Origin of the sequence: Nevskia ramosa DSM 11499 (assembly GCF_000420645.1) — a bacterium.
GTDB lineage: Bacteria > Pseudomonadota > Gammaproteobacteria > Nevskiales > Nevskiaceae > Nevskia > Nevskia ramosa.
Genome location: NZ_ATVI01000005.1, coordinates 619,817 through 643,284, shown reverse-complemented (window position 1 = coordinate 643,284; position 23,468 = coordinate 619,817). Strand labels below are relative to the sequence as shown.

The following is a 23,468-nucleotide window of genomic DNA, read 5'->3' as shown; positions in this document are numbered from 1 at the left end:
TCTCAGGCCGGCACTACCTCATCCAGTTCGGCAGGTAGCGGCCGCTGTTCGGCAATGGTCACCGGCAGGCGCAGATGGAATTGCGTGCCGCTGTCGTCCGAGGTCGCGGTGATATCGCCGCCGTGATACGCCGCGATCTTGCGGCAGATCGCGAGGCCGATGCCGGTGCCTTCGTAGGTCTCCGCACCGTGCAGGCGACGGAAGATCGCGAATACGTTGTCGAGCTGATCGGCCGGAATGCCGATACCGTTGTCGGCGACGGTCAGCAGCCAGTGATCGCCGTCGCGCTCGATCGAGATGCGGATGCTTGGTCGCGTGTCAGGTTTCTGGAACTTGATCGCGTTGCCGATCAGGTTCTGCAGCAACTGCACCAGCAGGCCGTGATTGGCCTCGATCTCGGGCAAGGTGCCGAAGGCGATATCGGCGCTGCTGCGGTCGATCTCGGCCTTCAGGCTTTTAAGGGCTTCGGTGATGGTGTCGGCCAGCGGCCGGCGGGTGATTGAGGCGGCATCGGCACGGCCGACACGGGACAGCGACAGCAGATCCTTGATCAACAGCTGCATCTGCCGCGCGCCCTTGTCGATGTAGTCGAGAAACTCGACCGCATCGCCCTGCAGCTGGTCGCGATGACGCAGGCTGAGCAACTGCGAGAAGCCGGATATGGTCCGCAGCGGTGCCTGCAGATCGTGCGAGGTGATGTAGGCGAACTGCTCGAGTTCCTTGACCGCGCGATTCAGGTCGGTAAGCGAACGGCGCAGTTCCTCCTCGGCCAGTTCGCGCGAGGCAATTTCCTCGAGCAGCCGCTGATTCGCTTCGGCCAGTTCTTCCGGCGAACGCATTGCCAGCAGCCTGGGCACCAGCGGAATGATCGCGATGGCGGTGGCCAGCGATACCGCGGCGGTCAACCCCTTCTCGATACCCTGCAGGTAATAGATCGGCTGCCAGATGGTGACGATGTCGAGGATGTGGCTGATGCCGCACAGCACGATGAATGCGGCGAACAGGGCAATCGCCCAGCCAAACGACAGCGGTGCCGGACGGCGCGTGATGAACCACAACAGCGCCGCCGGAATCATCAGATAGGCAATCGCGGTGACCGTATCCGACGCCACGTGCAGCCAGATCAGATCCGGCCGTAGCTGGAAGCAGACGCCGTGCGGCAACAGGCCGCTCGACAGGCCGGCAAGGCTCACTTGTCGTCGCCCGGCAAGCGGCGCGGCGGCAGCACCACCAGCCGCAGCCAGAAGTCGCGCAGCGCTTCGGCCAGACGAAAGAAATCACCGAGATCGACCGGCTTCGACAGATAGCAGTTGGCGTGAGCGTCGTAGCTGGCGGCGATATCGCTTTCGGCCGTCGAGGTCGACAGCACCAGCACCGGCGTGCGGCGCAGGGCTGGATCGCCCTTGATCGTGCGCAGCACTTCGCGGCCATCCATGCCCGGCAGATTGAGATCGAGCAGCACCAAATCCGGCGGCTTGCTACCGGCATATTCGCCTTCGCCGCGGATCGCCCGGAGCGCCCGTTCGCCATCGCCGGCGATCACCAGCTCATGCGGCAGGCCGGTTTCGCGCAGCACTTCCTGCATCAAGCGCACGTCGGCGACGCTGTCCTCGACCAGCAGGATCACAGGTGCCCGCACGCTGCCGGCATTCGGCGAGCCGGTGCTGCCGGCGTTCTGGATCAGCACGCGCATCCCCGAGACGGGCAGCGGCTGACCTGGATCACGCGGAATGCGGCAAGACTGGAAGCGTAATTCGACATGGTCGGGTCAGCGGGCGGGAGCCCGGGTTGGAACGAGCCACCAATCTACGGGCCGCAACCACATCGCGGAAAATTTTCATACCGATGGCGCCAGCCTGCGGACAGACGGCAGGCCTCGCATTCACGAACCAGAGGCGGAGTCGCTAGACTGCCGCGCTTCGTTTTCTCTTCCCTTTCCATGGCTGATGATCTGCGCCGAGGTGCTGTGTTCGCGGTCGCCGCGGCGGCGGCGATGGCGGTGGGTGCGACCTGTGTGAAAGGCGCCTCGGCCACCGTGCCGAGCACGATGATCGTGTTCTTCCGGGCCCTGTTCGGGCTGATGCTGATGCTGCCCTGGCTGATTCGCGGCGGCCGCCAGGCCTGGCGTACCCAATGCATCGACGGCCATATCTGGCGCTCGGCATTCGGCATCGTCTCGATGTACGGCTACTTCCACGCGCTCAGCCATCTGCCGCTCGCGGAAGCGGTACTGCTGACCTACACGATGCCGCTTTTCGCACCCTTCATCGGCTGGCTCTGGCTCGGCGAGCGTCCGCCGAACTCCGCCCTGCCTGCTGCCCTGATCGGCCTCGCCGGCATTGCGCTGATCGTCAAACCGGGCACGACGGAATTGACCAGCTCGGCGGCGCTGATCGGTGCGCTGTCCGGCGTCAGTGCTGCCGCGGCGATGATCGGCATCCGCCGGATCAGCAATACCGAGCCGGCGTCGCGGATCGTCTTCTATTTCCTGTTGATGTCGACCGTCATCACCGCCACGCCGCTGCACTGGACCTGGCAGACGCCGACCGCGCCAGCCTGGTTATGGCTGCTCGGCGTCGGTGCCTTCGCAACCGGCGGCCAGCTGTTGCTGACCCGTGCCTATGGCTCGGCACCGGCGGCGTTCATCGGGCCGTTCACCTACACCGCGGTGATCTTCGCCGGCGCACTCGGCTGGGCACTGTGGGGTGAAACGCCGGATCTGTGGTCGCTGGCCGGCATCGCGCTGGTGATCGGCTCCTGTCTGCTGACCTTGCTGCCTGGCCGCAGCCGGCGCCGCGTCGACGCGCCGACGGAAGTCTGAGATAGCCCCGACAGTCGCGGACGAGTACTCTGGGCGGTCCCCTTTCACGGTGTCCGCACCATGTCCAACAACAAGTCCGAACTGATCGTCGAGCACGTCTCCGACAAGCTGGTCCGGCTCAAGCGTCGCATCGATGGCGGCTTCAAGCTGAAGGCCGATTGGGCGCCGAGCGGCGATCAGCCGCAGGCGATCGAGAAACTGGTCGAGAACCTGGAGGACGGTCTGGCCCATCAGACGCTGCTCGGCGTCACCGGCTCGGGCAAGACCTTCACAATCGCCAACGTCATCCAGCGCACCCAGCGGCCAACGATGATCCTGGCGCCGAACAAGACCCTGGCCGGCCAGTTGTACGGCGAGTTCAAGGAGTTCTTTCCCGACAACGCGGTCGAGTATTTCGTCAGCTATTACGACTACTACCAGCCGGAGGCCTATGTGCCGTCGTCCGACACCTTCATCGAAAAGGATTCGGCGATCAACGAGCACATCGAGCAGATGCGGCTGTCGGCGACCAAGGCGCTGATGGAGCGCAAGGACGCGATCATCGTCGCGTCGGTGTCGGCGATCTACGGCCTCGGCAATCCCGAGGCCTACTTCAACATGGTTCTGCACCTGGTCAAGGGCGACAAGCTCGGCCAGCGGGAGATCATCCGCCGCCTCACGGAAATGCAGTACACGCGCAATGACGTGGCGCTGGCGCGCGGCACCTATCGCGTGCGCGGCGAGATCATCGACATCCATCCGGCGGAATCGGACGAGGAAGCGGTGCGAGTCGAATTGTTCGACGACGAAGTCGACGGCATCAGCTATTTCGATCCGCTGACCGGCGAAATCCGCCGACGCGTGCCGCGAGCCACGATCTACGCGAAGAGCCATTACGTGACGCCGAAAGAACGGACGATGGCGATGAGCGGTGCGATCAAGGACGAGTTGCAGGAACGGATCAAGTACTTCGCCGACAACGGCAAGCTGCTCGAAGCGCAGCGCATCGAACAGCGCACCAGCTTCGATCTGGAGATGATCCAGGAGATCGGCTACTGCAACGGCATCGAGAACTACTCGCGCTATCTGACCGGCCGTGAACCCGGCGAGCCACCGCCCTGCCTGCTCGACTATCTGCCGCCGGACGCCCTGGTCGTCATCGACGAAAGCCATGTCACCGTTCCGCAGATCGGCGGCATGTACAAGGGTGACCGCGCCCGCAAGGAAACCCTGGTCGCCTACGGTTTCAGACTGCCGAGTGCGCTCGACAACCGGCCGCTTAAGTTCGAGGAATTCGAGCGTCTGGTGCCGCAGACCATTTATGTGTCAGCGACACCCGGACCTTACGAGATGAAGTTCTCGGGCGACGCGATCATCGACCAGGTGGTGCGCCCGACCGGCCTGATCGATCCGGAGGTCGAGGTTCGCCCCGCCGCGTCGCAGGTCGATGACGTGCTCGGCGAGATCCGTATCCGCGTGGCCCAAGGCGATCGCGTGCTGATCACCACCCTGACCAAGCGGATGTCGGAAGACCTGACCGACTACCTCAACGAGCACGGCGTGAAGGTGCGCTATCTGCATTCGGATATCGAAACCGTCGAGCGAGCCGAAATCCTCCGCGACCTGCGCATCGGCGTATTCGATGTGCTGGTCGGCATCAATCTGTTGCGCGAAGGCCTCGATCTTCCCGAGGTGTCCCTGGTCGCGATTCTCGATGCCGACAAGGAAGGCTTCCTGCGCTCCTCGCGTTCGCTGATCCAGACCATCGGCCGCGCAGCCCGCAACCTGAACGGCAAGGCGATCCTGTACGCCGACGTGATCACCAACTCGATGCGGGTGGCACTCGACGAAACCGACCGCCGTCGCGACAAGCAGATCGCCCACAATCTGGCCAACGGCATCACGCCGACCAGCATCGCCAAGCGCATCAACGACGTGATGAAGATGGGCTACGAGGCGAACGACACGACGCCGTCGCGCCGCGTTGCAGAGAAAGGAACCGATTACGCCCGGATGGCGCCGGAGAAACTCGCGAAGGTCATCGCCAAGCTGGAAAAGGAAATGCGCGAAGCGGCGCAGAACCTGGAATTTGAACTGGCCGCCAAGAAACGCGACGAACTCCGGCGGCTTCGCGAGACCGCGCTCGGCGCCCGTTCGGGCTGAACCCGGCCCGTCTCAACTTGGTCGCGAATCTGCTTGCAACGTCTGCCTACGTGCTCCTATAATTGCGGACTACGCAGGCGCGTAGCTCAGCTGGTTAGAGCACCACCTTGACATGGTGGGGGTCGATGGTTCGAGTCCATTCGCGCCTACCAAAAGATGTTTCGAAAAAGCCTCGGGAAACCGGGGCTTTTTTGTTGGGCATCGGAACGGGTGCGCGGGCTTTCGAGAGTCCCTGCCGCCTCAATATGAAAGCGCACTTGTTTAGCGACACCCTCGTTCCCTATAATGCCGCTCTTTTCCGCGGGCGACCCTCGGTCGTGCCGCATTGTTTGTTGATTTTTTGGGAGATACGCGTATCAGCGCGGAACGTCAGGATCGCCGGAACGATGAAATCAACGTACCTCGTGTACGTGTCATCGCCGAGGATGGCGCACAGGTTGGAATCATGCTCACGCGTGACGCCATTGCCAAGGCCGAAGAGGCCGGGCTTGACTTGGTAGAGGTATCGCCGAATGCAGATCCACCGGTCTGCAAGATCATGGATTACGGCAAGTACATCTATCAGAAGGACAAGCAGCAGCAGGCCGCCAAGAAGAAGCAGAAGCAGATCCAGGTCAAGGAAGTGAAGTTCCGTCCGACGACCGAGGAAGGCGACTTCCAGACCAAGCTGAAGCACTGCAAGGAATTCCTCGAGGAAGGCGACAAGGTAAAGATCGTGATCCGCTACAAGGGTCGTGAACTGGCGCATCAGGATCTGGGTTTCAAACTGATCGATCGCCTGAAAGCTGAACTGGATGAACTGGCGCTGGTCGAGCAGCACCCGAAACTCGAAGGCAAGCAGGCCATCATGGTGATGGGCCCGCGCAAACACTGAAGTCAACCTGCCAAGGGTTGATGGAATCACTAACACATTGGAGCCGTAAGAAATGCCGAAGCTGAAGACCAACAAGGGCGCTGCCAAGCGCTTCTCCCGTACTGCCAAGGGTGGCTTCAAGCGCTCCAGCGCGTTCAAGCGGCACATCCTGACCAAGAAATCGCCCAAGCGCATCCGCGACCTGCGTGGGCCGACGATGGTGCATGCCTCGGACAATAAAGAAGTCCGTCAGCTGCTCCCGTACGCCTGAGTCTCACGACTCAAGGCGTCACCCAAGCTGTAGAAGTGTCGCTTACATAGAAGATTCGCCCAGCGAACAAGACAATCGAAAGGTAATTTGAGATGGCAAGAGTCAAACGCGGCGTAACTGCCCGCGCGCGTCACAAGAAGCTGCTGAAGAAGGCCAAGGGCTATTACGGCGCCCGCGGTCGTGTATTCCGCGCTGCCAAGCAGCAGGTCATCAAGTCGGGCCAGTACGCCTACCGCGATCGCCGGGTCAAGAAGCGCGAGTTCCGTGCGCTCTGGATTCAGCGCATCAACGCGGCATCGAACGAGCTGGGCCTGTCGTACTCGAAGTTCATCCATGGCTTGTCCCTGGCTGAAATTCAGGTCGACCGCAAGATGCTTTCGGACATCGCGATTCACGACAAGCCGGCGTTCGCCAAGCTTGTCGAGCAGGCAAAGTTGAAGCTCGCCGCCTAAGCTGTCCGGCTGCAAAACGGGGGAGCGGCGTCTTTCGCCTCTCCCCTTTTTTGTGCCCCCTCCCGAACTCAAGCATCCATAGAGTGATCGGTGCCATGAACGCGATTTCCACACCCAATCTCGACGAACTGCTGCTGCAAGCGCAGAGCGATATCGCTGCCGCTGCAGAGCCTCGCGCAATCGAAGCGCTGAGAGTCGATCTGCTCGGCAAGAAGGGCCGGGTCACCGATCTTCTGAAAAGCCTCGGCGGCATGCCGCACGAGCAGCGCAAGGCTTTCGGCGAGCAGGTCAACAAGGTCAAGGAACAGCTGTCGGCTCAGCTCGAGACGCGCGCCCGCGCGATCGCGGACGCCGAACTGGAACGCCGCCTGGCCTCGGAAACCATCGACGTCACCCTGCCCGGTCGTGGCGAACCCGCAGGCGCGCTGCATCCGATGTCGCGAACCATTCGCCGCATCGAGCAGATCTTCAACGCGATGGGTTTCGAATCGGTACAGGGCCCGGAGATCGAGGACGACTGGCACAACTTCCAGGCGCTGAACATTCCGGAATCGCACCCCGCACGCGCGATGCAGGACACTTTCTACGCCTTGAACGGCGCCCGCCTGCTGCGCACCCACACCAGCCCGGTGCAGGTGCGGACCATGCTCGATCGCAAGCCGCCGATCCGCATCATCTGCCCGGGCCGCGTCTACCGAGTCGATTTCGATCGCACTCACAGCCCGATGTTTCATCAGGTGGAAGGCTTGTATGTCGCCGAGAACGTCGGCCTTGCCGATCTGAAGCACGATCTGCAGAAATTCCTGTCGCTGTTCTTCGAACGCGAAGTCGAAGCCCTGTTCCGACCTTCCTACTTCCCGTTCGTCGAACCGGGCGCCGATGTCCACATCCGCTGGGGCGATCCCGAAAAAGGCACGCGCTGGCTTGAAGTGCTGGGCTGCGGCGTGGTTCATCCGAACGTGCTGGCCGCGGTCGGCATCGATCCCGAGCGCTACACCGGCTATGCCTTCGGCATGGGCGTGGAGCGGTTGGCCATGCTGCGTTACGGCGTCGACGACCTCCGTCTGTTCTTCAACAACGATCTTCGTTTCCTGGAGCAGTTCAAGTGAAGCTCTCAGAAAACTGGCTGCGCGAGTGGGTCAACCCACCCGCCACCGCGACCGAACTCGCCTACAAGCTGAACATGGCCGGCCTCGAATGCGAGGCCGAGCCGATGCTCGACGTTCTGCCGAAAGGCATCGTCGTCGGCAAGATTCTCAGCACCACGCCGCATCCGCAGGCTGATCGTCTGAGAATCTGCGAAGTCGACGCCGGCACCGGCGAAGTGCTGCAGATCGTCTGCGGCGCGGCCAATGCACGTCCCGGCATCCTGGTGCCGGCAGCGCTGCCCGGCGCTGTGCTGCCGAACGGCACCGAGATCGGCAAGGCGGCGCTGCGCGGTGTCGAGTCCAGCGGCATGCTGTGCTCGGCGTCTGAACTGGGCCTGGCCGAGAAATCGGAAGGCTTGCTGGAACTCGATCCGAAAGCCGTGCCCGGCACGCCGATCGAGAAGCATCTCGGCCTCGCCGACCAATTGCTGGTCCTGGAACTGACGCCGAATCGCGGCGATTGCCTGAGCATCGCAGGGCTCGCTCGCGAAACTGCGGCGCTGTACGGCCTGCAGATGACGCCGCCACGCATCCGTCCGGCGGTGGTCGAGCCGGAAACCCGCGTCAACGTGATCGTCGACGATCATGGCGGCTGCCCGCATTACGTCGGCCGCGTGGTCATCGGCCTGAACTCGAAAGCGCGCACGCCGGACTGGATGAGCGAACGCCTGCGCCGCTGTGGCATCCGCACGATTCATCCGGTGGTCGACATCACCAATTACGTGATGCTCGAACTCGGGCAGCCAATGCACGGCTTCGACGCCGAACAACTCAAGGGCGCGATCCGCGTCCGCCGCGCCAAGGCCGGCGAACAGCTGAAGCTGCTCAACGAACAGGCGATCACGCTCGACCCGCGCGACCTGCTGATCACCGACGACACCGGCCCGCTGGTGCTCGCCGGCGTCATGGGCGGCACCGCGTCCGGCTGCTCCGCGCTGACCACCTCGGTGTTCCTGGAAGCGGCCTGCTTCGAACCCGTGTCGATCGCCACCTCGGGCCGACGCCACAAGCTGCTGTCCGATTCACGCTACCGCTTCGAGCGCGGCGTCGATCCTGCCCTGCAGCGGCAGGCGCTGGAACGCGCCACGGCACTCGTGCAGCAGATCTGCGGCGGCCGTGCCGGCCCGATCGTCGAAGTCGGCATCGCACCTGCGCACGTCGCTGAAATCACGCTGCGCCACTCGCAGATCACCCGTCTGCTCGGCTGCGAGATTCCGGTCAATCGCGTCGTGCCGCTGCTGCACAGCCTGGGGCTGGCGGTGAACCCGACCGGCGCCAACAGCTGGAAAGCGAAAGTGCCGCCGCATCGCTACGACCTGCGCATCGAAGCCGATCTGGTCGAAGAAATCGGCCGTCTCCATGGTTACGACAACATCGCGCCGCGCGCCTATGCCGCCGAACTGGCGCCGTTCTCGCCGAAGGAAACCCAGCGCCCGCTCGATCGGATCAAGGATGCGCTGGTCGCCCGCGGCTATCAGGAAGTGGTCACCTACAGCTTTGTCGATCCGAAGCTGCAGGCGCAGCTCGATCCGGAAACGCCGGGCGTACTGCTCGACAATCCGATCGCCGAAACGATGGCGGTGATGCGCACCACGATCTGGAGCGGCCTGATCCCGACCTGGCAGTACAACCGCCAGCGCCAGCAGAAGCGCGCACGCCTGTTCGAAGCCGGCGCGGTCTATGCGCTCGAAGGCAACGGTAATCGCGAGCAGGCGAAGCTCGCCGGCCTGATTGCCGGCCCGCAGCTTCCCGAGCAATGGGGCGTGGCCAGTCGTCCAGTCGATTTCTTCGACGCCAGGGTCGATCTCGAAGCCTTGTTCGGCACGGCTCTCGGCTATGAGTCCGCGCAGCACCCGGCGCTGCACCCGGGACGCACCGCGCGCATCGTTCGTGATGGCGTGGCGGTCGGCTGGCTCGGCGCGCTGCATCCGAGGCTTGCCGAGGCCTTCGACATCAGCGAAGCGCTGTACCTGTTCGAGCTCGACTGGACCGCCGTGCGAGGCCTCGCCCTGCCCGCTCCGGGCGGCGTTTCCGAGTTCCCGTCGTCGCGCCGCGATCTCGCTTTCGTGGTTGATGAAGCAGTTGCTGCGCAAGCGCTGGCCGAGGTCATTCGCGAAGCCGCGGCACCGTTGCTCAAGACCCTGCAAACCTTCGACGTCTACCGTGGAACCGGCTTGCCGGCAGGCCGCAAAAGCATCGCCTTCGGCTTGATTTTTCAGGATTATTCACGCACCCTGAATGTTGAAGAAGTTGACGCCGTAGCCGCGCGAGTGGCCGCCAGCGTTCAGGCCCGATTGGGTGGATCGGTACGAGAATAGCAACTGTGGCGCTGACCAAAGCCGAGCTCGCCGAGGCTCTTTTCGAGGAACTCGGGCTCAACAAGCGTGAAGCCAAGGAGTTCGTCGATCATTTCTTCGAAGAGGTGCGCGAGCGCCTGGAGCACGGCGAAGAAGTGAAGCTGTCCGGCTTCGGCAATTTCGAACTGCGCGACAAGAGCCAGCGCCCCGGACGCAACCCCAAAACCGGCGAGGAGATTCCGATCTCCGCGCGTCGCGTCGTGACCTTCCGCCCCGGCCAGAAGCTGCGGCTCCGAGTGAGTGTTGATGAAGCAGACGCATAAGCTCGAACCACTGCCGGAGATTCCGAGCAAACGCTATTTCGCTATCGGCGAAGTCAGCGAGTTGTGCGGCGTGAAGGCGCACGTGCTGCGTTACTGGGAACAGGAATTCCCGCAGCTCAAGCCGGCCAAACGGCGCGGCAATCGCCGCTACTACCAGCACGACGATGTCGAGATGATCCGCCGCATCCGCAGCCTGCTCTACGAACAGGGCTACACCATCGGCGCTGCACGCCTGCGAATGAAGGAACAGCCGAGAGCCGAGATCGGCACTCAGATCATTCGTCCGGCGACGCCAGACTCGGCCATGAATCCGCCGACCGCTGAAGCCGGTCGCAGCCTGCGCCAGCAGCACCTCAAGGACATCCGCAACGAGCTGCAGTCCCTGCTCGATCGCTGGCCGGTCTGAGCGTAAACAAGCTCAAATATTCGAAGCCCGCTGCGAGCTTTGCGGGTTACAATTCAAGCATCGGGGCGTAGCGCAGTCTGGTAGCGCACTTGCCTGGGGGGCAAGTGGTCGCAGGTTCAAATCCTGTCGCCCCGACCAAATAAAATCAGCAATTCATACATCTTTCCAAAGCCACCTTCACCGGTGGCTTTTGCTTTGTCGCATGAATTTCCCGCGAGAAAACGTGTGAGGCTCAACACAATCGTCGGCAAGTCCGCGGCCAACAAAATCCCTTCATCCAGAAAGTGGAAATCGGTACAGGTTCTGAACCTGTCTTCCAATCGGGGCGATTTACAGCCTCAGCGCACCACGTCCGCCCAGTCGCCAACGATCCTCTCTGGGTTGCCGGCATCAGTCGCGCCGTAGAGGTCGATGCCATCGCGCACCTTCTGGCCGCCGTCACGAGTCAGCGGACGGAACAGGAAGCTGCCGTAGCCGCGGGTCGAGCGCTGGAAGAACAGATCGAGCGGCATGCTGACGAAGAAGCCCTTATCGAACGAGCCCTCTCCAAACTCGCTCGCTCGCACGTTGGTGAAGGTCGCGAACACGCCGAGCGTGGCGCCGCTCTTGAACTCGCGGGCCAGCTCGACCGTGGTGCCGTAGTCCTTGGCCAGATAGCGGCCGTAGCTGATCTTGGTGCGCAGCCGGTACCACGGGAACGCGTAATAGAAGTTCAGATGGCCGGTGGCGACGCGGTAATCGCGGAAGTTGAAGCGCACCGCGTAATCGCGCTGCTGCACGACGTTGGCGTTGACGCCTAGCGCCCAGCGCTGGAAATGCGGCCGCCACAGCAGTTCACCGGCAACGCCACCGTACATGTCCTCGAACAAGCCGGCCGAGGCGCGCGCATAGACACCCGAATAGATAGAGGTGATGTAGTTCGCTTCAAGCTTGGTGACCGCCTGCTGGCCTTGCTGCAGGTATTCGACGATGTCACTGCGCACCCGCGGCAACTGGCTGTTCGATTCGAGGCGGATGTTCTCGAAGTTGTTCAGCAGGTTCAGCGATACGGTTCCGCTCAAGGAGAGCTTCTCGGTGACTCGCACATCACCGAACACTCGCCACAGGATCTGGCCGAAGTAGAAGCCGTCCGGCCCGCCGATCTGCTGGCGCACGCCGGGGCCCATGTCCCAGCTGAACGCTGGCAGCTTGATCAGATCCTGGGCATCGGCCTCGGGGTGATCGGGCTGCACGGGATCGAGATCGGCGCTGTAGCGCACTTCTTCGGGGCTGCCGCGATACTCGGCGATCTTTTCGAACTCGCTGCGCTGCACTGCCAGCCGCCAGCTTTCGACGCCGGCATCGACACCGATCACGGTGATCCGGTCGACCCAGGCCGGCAGCACGGCGCTGGTTGCGCGCACGGTTCGGCCGGTGGTGGTCAGCGCACTGCGATAGCGACCTTGCTCGACCCAGATGTAGACCTGCCGCCGGTCCGCTTCGACATCGAAGGCCGACAGGGTGAAATCCTGTTCCTTCAGCGCTTTCTTGACCTCGGCGAGCAGCGCATCGAACTCGGGTTTCGGTAGCGGCACCGGCGCATCGATGCCGAGCGTTGCCGGATCGCGCACGGCGATCTTCGGCAACGGCGGATCAAGCACCTTCGGCGGACCACCGCCAGTCTCGAAATTGGTGCGCATCGAGACCCGGAAGGTCAGCACTTCGCCACGCTCGTAGCCGATGCCGGCGCGGAAGTTGTCGGTGATCGCGTAATCAGCGCCGAAATTGACCGGCAGACTCTGCCGAATCGACGAGCCGGTGCCGCGTTCGTTGCTGTAATCGTTGCCGTCGTATTCGGCTTTCAGGCTCAAGCCATCAAGCGGCGTCTGCCATTGCACGCCACCGAAGACGCCGACGGTTCGACCGGTGAACAGACGCCCGAAGCCGCTGCCGCCCGGCGTGCTGGTCGACGTACCGGTGCCGGTGCGGTCGCGATCGAAGCGGCTCGACAACTGGCTCAGCGGATTGCGCAGATCGCCGCCTTCGCCCAGACGCCCCCAGCCGAGGCCGAGGCTGAAATCGAAGTCGTACCAGCGCCGGCTGGCGACGATGTACTCGCCACCGAAGACACCGGTACCGCCGAAATCCTGGATGCCGATCGCCAGTGCCGGGTTGTTCGGCCCCTCTTCGAGCAGCCGCAGCTTGAACGCGAAGCTGCGGTCCTTGTAAGACTGGGCGCCGCTGAACGATTCAGGACCGTACGGACGATCGGTCACATCTGTATACCGGAATGTCGCTTCCAGGAACGGTAACGGCTGTGCGAACAATTGAATCTGGTTGTACGGCTTCACCGCCGCGATGCCACCGCCGAAGCTGCCTTGCTCCATGAAGCGGGCACTCGGCGTCTGCAGCAGGCCGACACCGCCGAGATCGTTGAGGTCGACGAAATCGGCCGCTCGTGCCTGGTTCAGACTGACTACAGCCGTCGTCAGCACCAGCGCCACGCCGCCCATCCGGCGCGGACCCGCGATCAGGGCAGTCATGTCAGACGAACAGCGAGGGCCGGATGGCGAACGGTGCTTCAGATGAGCAGTCGATCAATTGCGGCTGATGGTGGCCAGCGCAGCGGCCGAGATCGCGAGATTGGACAGCAGGCCGAACAGCCGCTCCGAGAACGCCACCAGATTGAACGGTGCAGCATCGCGCGGCACGACGATGACGCTGCCGGGCGGAATGTCCTGAGTCTGGTAGTTCCAGAAGCTGTTCCTGAATTTCTTGGCGGTGCCGTTCGGCAGGATCACGAACACTCGGCCATCGTCGGAAGCCTGCGAGTAGCCGCCAGCGCGCTCGATGTAGTCCTTCAGCTTCGCGCCCGGCGCAAACGCCAGGCTGCCCGGATTCAGCACCTGGCCGATCACGGTTACCGAAATCGGCCGCTTGGGGACCACCAGCAGATCGCCCGGCTCAATCAGCGGATCGATCTCCGGACGCGCTTCGAGAATCGCCGGATCGGCCTCGATGACCACCCGGCCCACCGCGTCGGCATTCTGCAAGCGCGCGATCACGGTACCCAGGAACTGCGCGGAGTTCGACGCATCCTTGCCCAGTGCACCGCTGGTGACGGCGGTGACCATCGCTTCCTGCAGATCGCTGGCTGCGCGCCGATAGGACTCGCGTTCGGCATCACGGGCAGCCACACGGGTGAACACCGCGCCATAGGGATAGGCGTTCTGCGTCACGCCGCCAGCGCGCTTCATCAATTGGCTCAGGCGCTCGCCACGCAGGATGCCGTAGGAGCCGGGGAATCGGAACTCGCCCATCACCCGCGCCGTACCGACCTCTTGGCCGAGATACAGCGGCTTGAAGTTGAACAGGTCGCCAGGGTTCACAGAGAGCGCCAGAGTGGCCGCATCGCCGACGTTCAGTGTCTGGTAGCTTGATTTGCCGTTCTTCAGCGCCGCGTCATAAGACACGAACTCGACATTGGCGGCATCCGATTCGTTGCTCAAGCCACCGACAGCGTCGATCAAGGTATTCAGCGGCGTGCCGCGAGCGATTGGGTAAATACCCGGACGGCGCACTTCGCCATAGACCGCTGTCGATTCTTCGAGCAGATATTGCAAGGCCCGGGGTGCGGCGCGGAACAGATCCGGGCAGCGTTCGTGATCGACATCAACGCGCGTCATCAGCTTGTTCTCGCGCGTGTTCTCGGCGGTGTAGGCCTTCAGAAACCGCGCCGCGCGTTCTGAGTTGGCAACATCGGCAATCAGCTTCAGCGCTTCACAGTCGCTGGCCGTCCTGGTGTTGCCGCTGGCCACCGCACGGACTTCCTTAGAGTCGAGGAAGGCAATGTCCTCGCGGGTCAGGATGACGATGCGGTCATCGCGCTCCAGCGGAATCGCAGCGCTGGCGGGGTCGACCGCGGTGCTGACATTGAAGCTGATCCAGCCGCGCACACCGGTCGCCGGATTGGTGCGCTCGATCAAGCCGAGCGGCAGATAGGCCTCGGAGCGCGCATCGCTGGACTTGATCTGGGCAGTGCCGAGCAAGCTGCGCAGATCGTAGCCGCGGCTCCACTGGTACGGACCCGGGTACTTCACATAGCCGATGACTCGCACCTTGTCGTCGATCGCCGTCGCCACCGGGCCGACTCGCAGGAAATCGCCATCGCGAACCGGCAGGCTGAGGTCGGCAGCCTTCGACAGCTCGATCTGACGGATCGACCGGCGGTTGCCTTCGTAGCGCTCGATCTGAGCGGTGCTGGTGTTGACCGTGGCCAGCAGGCCGCCGGCCAGTTGCACGATGGCGCCAAGCGTCTGTTCGCCGTCAAGCTCGTAGATCGCTGGCCGCTTGACGGCGCCACCCACCGACACTCGCGCGCCGACCGGCGGCACGAACACCACATCGCCGGGCTGCAGGCGCAAGTCACCCGTGGAATCGCCGCGCAGCAACAGGGAATAGAGGTCCAGCGTCTGCAGCAGGCGACCGTTGCGCTTCAGCTGCACCTTGCGCAGCGAACCGACTTCGGTGATGCCGCCACCGACGAACAGCAGATTGGTGATCGTCGCCAGCGAACTGACCGTGTAAGAACCAGGCTGGCGCACGTCACCAAGCAGGAACACGCGCACCGAGCGCAACTCGCCGAGCGAAATGCTCGACTGCACGCCGATCAGTTCGCGACTCACCCGTTCCGACAGCAACTGGCGGACGTTCTCGAAACGCTGTCCTGCAACTGCGATCGGCCCCAGCTTCGGGAAATTGATCTGACCATCGCGGCCGACCAGCAGGCTGTAATTGCCATTCTCGCTGCCGAACAGCTGCACGCGCACCGAATCGCCCGGGCCGACGACGTAATCGGCGGGTACCGGAATATCCGTCGCTGGCGCAAAGGTGGTGGCACCGGCGATGAACAGATCCTGCCCAAACGGCCGCAGCGGCAGGTCTTCGCTGTCACCGTACTCGACAGGCAATTTGGGGCTCTTCTGGCCGTTGCGGTAAGCGGTGCCCGGCGGGCAATCCGGCAGGCGGCTGCCGTTGGCCGAAAATTCCGATTCCGTCTCCGAAGTCAACGGATAGCCGTCGCCATCGATCAAGTCGCTTCTATCGGCTCCGTCACTTCTATCGGCACGCCGACCGTTCGAGGTCTGGGACCTGTTCAGGGGACGGCAATCCTGCAGGCGCTGCCGACTTGAACTGTTGCCATACGCATTGCGGCTGGAATTATTGTTGCCGCCGGAAGTGGCGTTACGGACATCTGGGTTGTCGCCAGTCCCGGTCTGCGTCGACAGCTTCTTGTCGCGGAAACTGCCATCAGGCGAAGCCACGGCTCCGCCGCCGCTGCTGCCGGAACCCAGCGTTTCGAGTGCACGCTGGCGCTGCTCCGGCGTCAACTGATCGATCGCTGACGGATCGAACGGCAACTGAGCCTGAACGGCGGTCCACGGCAGGCAGGCGATCAGCAGGCCGGCCACGAAGGCGGAGGCAGTCGGGAAGATCCGCGTTCTCACAATGGGCATGAATCCGTTCAGAAGTTTGAAATTCGCCGACAACGCCGGCGGATCGTAAGGATAACGGCTCGGCTGCGCCACTGTGGAATATTCGGCTACGGCCTGTCGTTGCTACCGCAGGGCATTCAGTGCTGGACGTTGTCGAAGCTGACGGCTATCCTGACGGCAGTCTCGATGCACCTCCAGCTGGGGCGTCCCGAGTCGCCCGAACCTCTCAGGAGCTTACAAATATGAAGCATGTAGTCACCGGATTGACCCTCGCCCTGCTCGCCGCCACCTCGACCCTGGCGTCCGCTGCCGACCCGAAGCCTGCTGGTGCCGCGGGCAGCGTTGAGAAGGCCTCTACGTTTGCCAATGGCAACGTTGCCACGATCATCGCGATCGGCGCTGGCGCCGCTACCGGTATCGCCGTGTACGTGCTGGGTGCCAGCGATGGCGCCAACTCGACTTCGACCTCAACGTCGACCTCGACTTCGACGGCGACTGCAACGACCCGCTAAGGGTATTGCAGCAACACGAAAGCCGCTCTTCGGAGCGGCTTTTTTGTTGGGCTTGGCATGGTGATTGCCGCCCGTCAGCAAGGCCTCAAACCGCGTCGGGCGGTGGCTCGATGGCTGGTCTCAGTACTTCCATCGTGATCGCCGCCACTTCCGGGCAGTACTGCTGGCGGGATTTCAGTATCAAGCCGCTGTCGACATCGAACCAGTAGCGGTTCTCCGCCTTCCAGCGCCACTTCTCGACCTTGATGTGCTCGCTCAGCATCACCGTGCGCCGCTTGCGGCCGACCAGGGTCAGGGTCTCCTCGCCTAGCCATTCGCAACGCGACTCCACCGGCACGCTGAAGTCATCTTTCGGACGCAGATCAATGATGCGACCGACTCGCGAATCCTCGGTGCCGGGAACCCGACGCAGCACCGGCAGCAGCGAATCGGCACCGGTCCAGCGAGTGCTGAGCAGATCGCGCGGCATGCCGATGGTCTTGACCAGCCGGCCACGCTCGGTGATCAAAACCACCCGATCGGCCGAAGCCCAATGCAGCTTGGCACCATTGATGTTGGCCAGGATCATGATCACCGGCGCACTGCCGCCGATGCGCACACCCATGCTCGCGTAGGGAATGTCGTCGATCTGCTCATTGGTGAGCGCATAACCATCATGACCGAGCAGACTGCCAGGCTTCTTGAATGGCGCCGCGATCAGCTCCAGCGATGGACTGGCACAGCCGGTTGCCAGCAACCCGCCGACCGTACCCAGCCCTGCGAGCAGTACTCGGCGGCGGTTGAAGAGCGGGTCAGCAGCGGATTCAGATGACTGTTTGATATGGGGCAGCGGATGGTCGATGACGATCACCGGTAAAATGAGGGGCGGGCAGTGTAACCGCTGCCAGTATCGTGCCAGACGGTGGCACTGCGATGAATCCTGCGGCCCCGTCCGCTGCCCCCTGCCGGACGCCTGCCCCCTGCCGTGACTGACGAAAGCCCGACCCTCTCTCCTGCCTCCGCGCCGCTGCCCGGCCCGCTGTTCGTCACCTGTGCGCGCGGCCTCGAGCCGCTGCTGGTCGATGAGCTGAAAGCCATGGGTTTGAGCGAAGTCGCCGAGCGTGGCGGCGGTGTCACTGCGGCCGGTACTTGGGCCGACGCCTATCGCGCCTGCCTGTGGTCGAGACTCGCCAGCCGCGTGCTGCTGCCGCTCGATTTCTTCGAGATCGCGGATGCCGATGCGCTGTATGAAGGTGCCAAGCGCATCGACTGGACCGCCTGGTTCGATGTCGATTCCAGCTTCGCGATCGATGTTGCCGGCCGCTCGAATACCGTCACCCACACTCATTTCGCCGCGCTGCGAGTCAAGGACGCGCTCGCCGATCGCTTCCGCGACGTTCACGGCCGCCGACCGAACGTCGACGCCGAAGACCCCGACGTGCAGATCCACGTCCACCTGCACGGCGCGCAGGCCACCATCAGCCTCGATCTGTCCGGCGAAAGCCTGCACCGGCGCGGCTATCGTCTGGCGACTGGCGGCGCGCCGCTGAAGGAAAATCTCGCCGCTGCGATCCTGATCCGCAGCGGCTGGCCCGCAGTATTTGCGCGCGGCGGCAGTCTGTTCGATCCGATGTGCGGCTCCGGCACCCTGCTGCTCGAAGCAGCATTGATGGCTGGCGATGTCGCGCCGGGCCTGATGCGCACACGACACGGTTTCCTGGCGCTGACGACCTGCGAGATCGATAACTGGCGCGCGTTGATGGATGAAGCGAAAGCACGTCGGGAAACCGGCGCCGAGCGCGTCCCGACGATGTACGGCGCTGATCTCGATCCGGCCGCGCTGAAAGCCGCGCGCGGCAACATCGAGCGTGCCGGTCTGGCCTGGAAGATCAAGCTGACCGAGGCCGATGTCTCCCTGATGCGGCCGCCGACGCAAACACCGGGCCTGGTCGTCACCAATCCGCCGTACGGCGAGCGCATGGGCAGCGAGGCGGAGATGGTCAAGCTGTACAGCCTGCTCGGGGCGCTGCTGAAACAGCACTTCCACGGCTGGCGCGCGGGTGTGTTCACAGGTCGTCCGGATCTCGGCCCGCGCCTCGGCCTGCGTGCCGAACGGATGTACGCGTTCTACAACGGAGACCTGCCCTGCAAGCTGCTGACCTTCGACATCGCCGCGCGCGATCCGGAAGCCGCGCTGCCGGCGCAGATCGTCGACGGCGATTTTGCCAATCGCCTGCGCAAGAATCTCAAGCATCTCGGCAAATGGGCGAAGCGCACCGGCGTCAGCAACTACCGCCTGTACGACGCCGACCTGCCCGACTACGCACTCGCCGTCGATCTCTATCAGACCGATCAGCTGCACGTGCACGTGCAGGAATACGCGCCGCCGAAGACCATCGATCCGGTCCACGCCGAGCGCCGCCTGCGTGAAGGCTTGAACGCGATCCAGCAGGTGCTGGAAGTGCCGATCTCGAACATTCACCTGAAGGTACGGCGTCAGCAGAAGGGCGATTCGCAGTACGGTCGTCAGGGTGAAAGCGGCGCCTTGCACGTGGTCGACGAACACGGCTGCCGCCTGCAGGTGAACTTCACCGATTACCTCGACACCGGCCTGTTCCTCGATCATCGGCCGATGCGGATGCGCATCCGCGCCGAAGCGCAGGGCGCGCGTTTCCTGAACCTGTTCTGCTACACCGGCTCGGCCACCGCGCAAGCGGCGGTGGGTGGCGCGATCGAAAGCGTGTCGGTCGATCTGTCGAACACCTATCTGGACTGGGCCCGCGAAAACCTGCGCCTGAACGGCATCCGCATGGTCGATGTCGAGCGTCGCAGCGCCAAGGAAAATCCGCATCGCTTCTATCGCGCCGATTGCCTCGCCTGGCTCAAGGAGCAGGCCGACAAGTCCCGCCCGCCGCAGTTCGATCTGATCTTCTGCGATCCGCCGACTTTCTCGAACTCGAAGAAGATGGACGGCACGCTGGACATCCAGCGCGACCACGTCGAGATCATCACCCTGTCCGCGCAATTGCTGGCGCCGGGCGGCGTGCTGTATTTCTCATGCAATCGCAAGCGCTTCAAGCTCGACGATCTGAAGCCGCACGGGCTCGATGTAGAGGACATCACGCCGAAGACGCTGGACGAGGACTTCAAACGTCCGCCGGCCGCGCATCGCGCCTGGGCGATCAGGAAAGTCGGTGCCGTCTGGCGCCTGGCCGGTCAGGCCGCGGAAACCAAAATTCAAGGCAAAGCAAAGTCTTAGGATTTTCCTTCAAGAATCTCCGGAATCGCTGTCGATTTTGCCGACAGCCGTTCGACGTAGAGACAAGAGCAGAAATTCGAGCGGGCGATGATCGCCGGCCGATTCGGCTCTCTCACTCGAACGAACCGGAGAAGCCTCATGCTCAAACTGATTGTCGCCCTCATCGCCGTGCCCCTGGCCGGCATCCTGATCGCCGCCGCGCTCAAGCCTGACAGCTTCCGCGTCCAGCGCTCGACCCGTATCGACGCCGCGCCGGAAACGGTCTTTGCGCTGATCAACGACCTGCACCAGTTCAACCGCTGGAATCCCTACGAGCGCAAGGACCCGGCGATCAAGGGCCGTTACAGCGGACCGGCCAGCGGCGTCGGCGCGACGCACGCCTGGGAAAGCGCCAAGGTCGGTACTGGCAGCATGGAAATCTCGTCCAGTTCGCCGTCGTCGAAGGTCGAGATGAAGCTGGAATTCATCAAGCCGTTCAAGGCCAGCAATCAGGTCGAATTCGCGATGACGCCGACGGCCACGGCGACCGAAGTCAGCTGGACGATGTCCGGAGCGATGCCGTTCATCTCGAAAGTCATGAGCGTCTTTGTCAGCATGGACAAGATGATCGGCAAGGATTTCGAGGATGGCCTGGCCAACCTGAAAACCATTGCCGAGCAACCGGCAGGCGCGACCGAATCCAGCCGCACCGAATCCCCGCAGAACACCCCCAAGCACAATGAGGAGCAGTCATGAACTACGTCGACGGCTTTGTCCTGCCAGTTCCGAAAGCCAAGCTGGACGCCTATCGCGAGCTGGCCGAGAAAGCGGCCGCGATCCTGCGCGAGCTGGGTGCGCTGGAAATCCGCGAATGTGTCGCCGATGACGTGAAGGCCGGCGTGCTCACCTCGTTTCCGCAGAGCGTGCTGCTGAAGGACGACGAGGTCGTGGTGTTCTCGTGGATCGTCTTCGAATCACGCGAGGCGCGCGACAAGATCAACGCCGCCTTCATGGCTGACCCGCGCATGGCCGGCATGATGGATCCCAGCACCCATCCGTTCGACAGCAAGCGGATGTTCTTCGGCGGCTTCAAAGTGCTGGTTGCGGCTTGAGCCGCCTGTCGCCGGCTAGCGTAGCCCCGATGCTTTCGCATCGGGGCCCTCGCTGACTCAAGTCTTCGGCAAGGTCACTCCCGTCTGCCCCTGGTACTTGCCGCCCCGATCGCCATAGCTGGTCTCGCAGATCTCATCACTCTCGAAGAACAGCATCTGTGCCACGCCTTCGTTGGCGTAGATCTTCGCCGGCAGGGTAGTGGTGTTCGAGAATTCCAGGGTCACGTGGCCTTCCCATTCGGGTTCGAGGGGAGTGACGTTGACGATGATTCCGCAGCGCGCATAAGTGCTCTTGCCTAGGCAGATGACCAGGGTCGAGCGCGGGATGCGGAAGTATTCGACGGTGCGCGCCAGCGCGAACGAGTTCGGCGGGATGATGCAGACGTCGGACTTCAGGTCGATGAAGCTGCGTTCGTCGAAGTTCTTCGGATCAACGATCGTCGAATTGATGTTGGTGAAGATCTTGAACTCGTCGGCGCAGCGCACGTCGTAGCCGTAGCTCGAGGTGCCATAGCTGACGATCTTGTTGCCGTTGGCGGTGCGAATCTGGCCGGGCTCGAACGGCTCGATCATCCGGTCGCTGGCGGCCATGCGCTTGATCCACTTGTCTGACTTGATGCTCATCGGCGGCGGGTTCGGTCTGGCTGCGGGGTTTCGGAACGTGATTATCGCTGAAGCACTTCGAGGTCTTCGACCCAGATGACTTCGCAAGCGCCGGCGCCGGTATCGTCGCGGCGCAAGGAGCTGCGAATCTGCATGCCGTTCGGCGCCACGGCTTCGACGAGCCGCCCGCGCAGGCTGATCAGCTGACCACGCCTGAGCGCTGAAATCCGCCGCGCAATCACCGGCGTCGCCGGGATCAGGTGCATGTTCGCGGCACTATTGATGATCTGCTGCTCGGGAATCGGAAACTGCGCGACGTGCCAGTACATGAAACGCCCGCTCTGGCTGAGCTCGATTCGTGCCAGCACGGCGCTATCGGACATCGCGCCCCAGCCAAGACCGACGTCGACGGGCACCAGCCCAGCCAGCCGGTCGAAGCGATAGCTTTCGGTCGTCAGCACGCGCGCTTCGAGCGCGAAACCCGCCAGCGGCGTCAGTCGATAACCGCGATGCTCGAATGGCGCGGCCTCATCGCCAGAGAGCACCGTCTGGGCAGGGGCTTCAGCGACCAGCACGCCCGGCGGCTGCGCGACTTCGCGATGCGTCCAGGCATTCCAGCCACCCCACGCAGCCAGCGCCAGCGCGATCCAGACCCAGCTGACGGACCGGTTCAGCATCGCGGGGCGGACAAGGATCAGTCGTCGCTGATCGACAGGTTCGGGAAGGCCAGTTCGCCAGCCACGCCGTAGGCCAGACGCGCGGCGGCCAGGCGGGCGATGTCGCGGTAGCGCAGGCTCAGTTCGGAGCACGGATCGGCGGCGACGGTCGGATTGCCGCTGTCGGCCTGCAGACGAATGCGCATGTCGAGCGGCATCTGGCCGAGCAGTTCGGTACCGGCTTCCCGCGCCAGCTTGTCGCCGCCGCCGATACCGAAGATCGCTTCCTCGTGGCCGCAGTTGGTGCAGACATGAGTCGCCATGTTCTCGACCACGCCGAGCACCGGAATGCCGACCTTGCGGAACATCTCCAGACCCTTGCGGGCGTCGAGCAGCGCGATGTCCTGCGGCGTGGTGACGATGACGCTGCCGGCCACCGGGACTTTCTGGGAAAGACTGAGCTGGATATCGCCAGTACCCGGCGGCATGTCGACGATCAGGTAATCAAGATCGTCCCAGACGGTGTCGGTCAGCATCTGGGTCAGTGCCTGCGTCGCCATCGGCCCGCGCCAGACAGCCGGCTGGGCATCGTCCTTGAGCAGGAAGCCGATCGACATCGCCTGCAGGCCGTGCGCGATGATCGGGTTGATGCGCTTGCCGTCCGGCGAGCTCGGTCGCTCGCGCGAACCGAGCATCAGCGGCTGTGACGGCCCGTAGACATCGGCGTCGACGATGCCGACCCGCGCACCTTCCGCCTGCAGCGCCAGCGCCAGATTGACAGCCACCGTCGACTTGCCGACGCCGCCCTTGCCCGACGCCACCGCGAGAATATTGGCGACACCCGGCAGCGGGTTCAGGCCTTTCTGCACTGCCTGGGGCAGCACCCGGCAGCCAATACGCACCTGGACCTCGACACCACAGGCGGCCAGCAGCAGCGCTTTCACGTCATCGACGATACCGGCCGCGATGCCGGCCGCCGGGAAACCGAGTTCGATGGCGACCTGCGGGCTGTCGCCCGGCGTCAGTTCGGCAATGCATTCGGCACTGACCAGGCCGCGGCCGATCAGCGGATGAATGTAGCTATCGAGCGCAGCAAGCAAGGATTCGCGGGTAGCGGGCACGGGCGGTTCACGAACGGTGGAAAGGCTGCGCTATTGTCTCGCATTCCGCCGCCCTCGCCC

Annotated in this window: 21 protein-coding genes and 2 tRNA genes; 15 read left to right on the top strand and 8 right to left on the bottom strand. The window is 63.4% G+C overall.

The window, feature by feature from the left end:
* Positions 1-2: 2 nt before the first annotated feature.
* On the bottom strand, positions 3-1,193 hold the full coding sequence (locus G513_RS21225; protein WP_022975478.1) for a sensor histidine kinase: 1,191 nt from the start codon (positions 1,191-1,193) through the stop codon (positions 3-5).
* The gene (locus tag G513_RS0103700; RefSeq protein WP_275949639.1) at positions 1,190-1,684 is read right to left on the bottom strand and encodes a response regulator; all 495 of its coding nucleotides are present in this window, start codon (positions 1,682-1,684) and stop codon (positions 1,190-1,192) included. The genes G513_RS21225 and G513_RS0103700 overlap by 4 nt, the downstream gene beginning before the upstream one ends.
* A 255-nt stretch (positions 1,685-1,939) precedes the next feature.
* Between G513_RS0103700 and G513_RS0103695 the strand changes: the two genes are divergently transcribed.
* The 11 genes from G513_RS0103695 to G513_RS0103645 all read left to right on the top strand — a co-directional run bounded on the left by G513_RS0103695 (position 1,940) and on the right by G513_RS0103645 (position 10,851).
* Entirely contained in the window at positions 1,940-2,821 is an 882-nt protein-coding gene (locus G513_RS0103695) for a DMT family transporter (protein WP_022975476.1), read from the top strand.
* A 60-nt stretch (positions 2,822-2,881) separates the two neighbouring features.
* Positions 2,882-4,963: an excinuclease ABC subunit UvrB gene (gene uvrB / locus G513_RS0103690; RefSeq protein ID WP_022975475.1), complete on the top strand. Its 2,082-nt coding sequence runs from the start codon at positions 2,882-2,884 to the stop codon at positions 4,961-4,963.
* A 75-nt stretch (positions 4,964-5,038) separates the two neighbouring features.
* A tRNA-Val gene (locus G513_RS0103685) sits at positions 5,039-5,115 on the top strand.
* A gap of 188 nt (positions 5,116-5,303) precedes the next feature.
* The gene (gene infC, locus G513_RS0103680; RefSeq protein WP_084711322.1) at positions 5,304-5,837 is read left to right on the top strand and encodes a translation initiation factor IF-3; all 534 of its coding nucleotides are present in this window, start codon (positions 5,304-5,306) and stop codon (positions 5,835-5,837) included.
* Positions 5,838-5,889: 52 nt separating this feature from the next.
* Positions 5,890-6,087: a 50S ribosomal protein L35 gene (gene rpmI / locus G513_RS0103675; RefSeq protein WP_022975473.1), complete on the top strand. Its 198-nt coding sequence runs from the start codon at positions 5,890-5,892 to the stop codon at positions 6,085-6,087.
* 92 nt (positions 6,088-6,179) lie between these two features.
* On the top strand, positions 6,180-6,539 hold the full coding sequence (gene rplT / locus G513_RS0103670) for a 50S ribosomal protein L20 (RefSeq protein ID WP_022975472.1): 360 nt from the start codon (positions 6,180-6,182) through the stop codon (positions 6,537-6,539).
* A gap of 95 nt (positions 6,540-6,634) precedes the next feature.
* On the top strand, positions 6,635-7,648 hold the full coding sequence (pheS, locus tag G513_RS0103665) for a phenylalanine--tRNA ligase subunit alpha (protein ID WP_033417274.1): 1,014 nt from the start codon (positions 6,635-6,637) through the stop codon (positions 7,646-7,648).
* A complete protein-coding gene (pheT, locus tag G513_RS0103660; RefSeq protein ID WP_022975470.1) occupies positions 7,645-10,005 on the top strand; it encodes a phenylalanine--tRNA ligase subunit beta in 2,361 nt (786 codons plus the stop codon). Before pheS ends, pheT begins: the two co-directional genes overlap by 4 nt.
* A gap of 5 nt (positions 10,006-10,010) precedes the next feature.
* A complete protein-coding gene (locus G513_RS0103655; protein ID WP_022975469.1) occupies positions 10,011-10,307 on the top strand; it encodes an integration host factor subunit alpha in 297 nt (98 codons plus the stop codon).
* Positions 10,291-10,713 (top strand): MerR family transcriptional regulator, encoded by a 423-nt coding sequence (locus tag G513_RS0103650; protein ID WP_022975468.1) that lies wholly within the window; start codon positions 10,291-10,293, stop codon positions 10,711-10,713. Before G513_RS0103655 ends, G513_RS0103650 begins: the two co-directional genes overlap by 17 nt.
* A 61-nt stretch (positions 10,714-10,774) precedes the next feature.
* A tRNA-Pro gene (locus G513_RS0103645) sits at positions 10,775-10,851 on the top strand.
* A gap of 200 nt (positions 10,852-11,051) precedes the next feature.
* Here the strand turns inward: G513_RS0103645 and G513_RS0103640 are convergent.
* Positions 11,052-13,235 carry a YjbH domain-containing protein gene (locus G513_RS0103640; RefSeq protein ID WP_022975467.1) on the bottom strand — a complete coding sequence of 728 codons (2,184 nt, stop codon included), beginning with the start codon at positions 13,233-13,235 and terminating at the stop codon, positions 11,052-11,054.
* A gap of 54 nt (positions 13,236-13,289) precedes the next feature.
* Positions 13,290-16,208, bottom strand: coding sequence for an SLBB domain-containing protein (locus G513_RS0103635; RefSeq protein WP_156891382.1), 2,919 nt, complete (start codon positions 16,206-16,208; stop codon positions 13,290-13,292).
* A 221-nt stretch (positions 16,209-16,429) separates the two neighbouring features.
* Here G513_RS0103635 and yjbE point away from each other — a divergent pair, with 221 nt between their 5' ends.
* Positions 16,430-16,699, top strand: coding sequence for an exopolysaccharide production protein YjbE (yjbE, locus tag G513_RS0103630; protein WP_022975465.1), 270 nt, complete (start codon positions 16,430-16,432; stop codon positions 16,697-16,699).
* Positions 16,700-16,784: 85 nt separating this feature from the next.
* On the opposite strand, the gene G513_RS25935 is transcribed toward yjbE, so the two are convergent.
* Complete coding sequence (locus G513_RS25935) at positions 16,785-17,435, bottom strand: YjbF family lipoprotein (protein ID WP_169560492.1); 651 nt, start codon at positions 17,433-17,435, stop codon at positions 16,785-16,787.
* A gap of 228 nt (positions 17,436-17,663) precedes the next feature.
* Between G513_RS25935 and rlmKL the strand changes: the two genes are divergently transcribed.
* The 3 genes from rlmKL to G513_RS0103610 all read left to right on the top strand — a co-directional run bounded on the left by rlmKL (position 17,664) and on the right by G513_RS0103610 (position 21,028).
* Complete coding sequence (gene rlmKL, locus G513_RS21220) at positions 17,664-19,937, top strand: bifunctional 23S rRNA (guanine(2069)-N(7))-methyltransferase RlmK/23S rRNA (guanine(2445)-N(2))-methyltransferase RlmL (protein WP_022975463.1); 2,274 nt, start codon at positions 17,664-17,666, stop codon at positions 19,935-19,937.
* 138 nt (positions 19,938-20,075) lie between these two features.
* On the top strand, positions 20,076-20,672 hold the full coding sequence (locus tag G513_RS21215) for an SRPBCC family protein (RefSeq protein ID WP_022975462.1): 597 nt from the start codon (positions 20,076-20,078) through the stop codon (positions 20,670-20,672).
* Entirely contained in the window at positions 20,669-21,028 is a 360-nt protein-coding gene (locus G513_RS0103610; protein WP_022975461.1) for a DUF1428 domain-containing protein, read from the top strand. Before G513_RS21215 ends, G513_RS0103610 begins: the two co-directional genes overlap by 4 nt.
* A 57-nt stretch (positions 21,029-21,085) precedes the next feature.
* On the opposite strand, the gene dcd is transcribed toward G513_RS0103610, so the two are convergent.
* Genes dcd through apbC form a run of 3 tightly spaced genes read right to left on the bottom strand, consistent with a single transcriptional unit; the run spans position 21,086 to position 23,408 of the window.
* The gene (dcd, locus tag G513_RS0103605) at positions 21,086-21,652 is read right to left on the bottom strand and encodes a dCTP deaminase (protein WP_022975460.1); all 567 of its coding nucleotides are present in this window, start codon (positions 21,650-21,652) and stop codon (positions 21,086-21,088) included.
* A 41-nt stretch (positions 21,653-21,693) separates the two neighbouring features.
* Positions 21,694-22,308 carry a hypothetical protein gene (locus tag G513_RS0103600; RefSeq protein ID WP_022975459.1) on the bottom strand — a complete coding sequence of 205 codons (615 nt, stop codon included), beginning with the start codon at positions 22,306-22,308 and terminating at the stop codon, positions 21,694-21,696.
* A 17-nt stretch (positions 22,309-22,325) separates the two neighbouring features.
* The gene (apbC, locus tag G513_RS0103595; RefSeq protein ID WP_022975458.1) at positions 22,326-23,408 is read right to left on the bottom strand and encodes an iron-sulfur cluster carrier protein ApbC; all 1,083 of its coding nucleotides are present in this window, start codon (positions 23,406-23,408) and stop codon (positions 22,326-22,328) included.
* Positions 23,409-23,468 lie beyond the last annotated feature (60 nt).

Bases quoted from the DNA above. Each gene is read 5' to 3' on its own strand.
- G513_RS0103695 (WP_022975476.1), top strand. From the start codon at position 1,940: ATGGCTGATGATCTGCGCCGAGGTGCTGTGTTCGCGGTCGCCGCGGCG.
- G513_RS0103635 (WP_156891382.1), bottom strand. From the start codon at position 16,208: ATGCCCATTGTGAGAACGCGGATCTTCCCGACTGCCTCCGCCTTCGTG.
- G513_RS0103640 (WP_022975467.1), bottom strand. From the start codon at position 13,235: ATGACTGCCCTGATCGCGGGTCCGCGCCGGATGGGCGGCGTGGCGCTG.
- dcd (WP_022975460.1), bottom strand. From the start codon at position 21,652: ATGAGCATCAAGTCAGACAAGTGGATCAAGCGCATGGCCGCCAGCGAC.
- rpmI (WP_022975473.1), top strand. From the start codon at position 5,890: ATGCCGAAGCTGAAGACCAACAAGGGCGCTGCCAAGCGCTTCTCCCGT.
- G513_RS0103600 (WP_022975459.1), bottom strand. From the start codon at position 22,308: ATGCTGAACCGGTCCGTCAGCTGGGTCTGGATCGCGCTGGCGCTGGCT.
- pheS (WP_033417274.1), top strand. From the start codon at position 6,635: ATGAACGCGATTTCCACACCCAATCTCGACGAACTGCTGCTGCAAGCG.
- G513_RS0103610 (WP_022975461.1), top strand. From the start codon at position 20,669: ATGAACTACGTCGACGGCTTTGTCCTGCCAGTTCCGAAAGCCAAGCTG.
- G513_RS0103650 (WP_022975468.1), top strand. From the start codon at position 10,291: ATGAAGCAGACGCATAAGCTCGAACCACTGCCGGAGATTCCGAGCAAA.
- uvrB (WP_022975475.1), top strand. From the start codon at position 2,882: ATGTCCAACAACAAGTCCGAACTGATCGTCGAGCACGTCTCCGACAAG.
- yjbE (WP_022975465.1), top strand. From the start codon at position 16,430: ATGAAGCATGTAGTCACCGGATTGACCCTCGCCCTGCTCGCCGCCACC.
- rplT (WP_022975472.1), top strand. From the start codon at position 6,180: ATGGCAAGAGTCAAACGCGGCGTAACTGCCCGCGCGCGTCACAAGAAG.
- G513_RS21215 (WP_022975462.1), top strand. From the start codon at position 20,076: ATGCTCAAACTGATTGTCGCCCTCATCGCCGTGCCCCTGGCCGGCATC.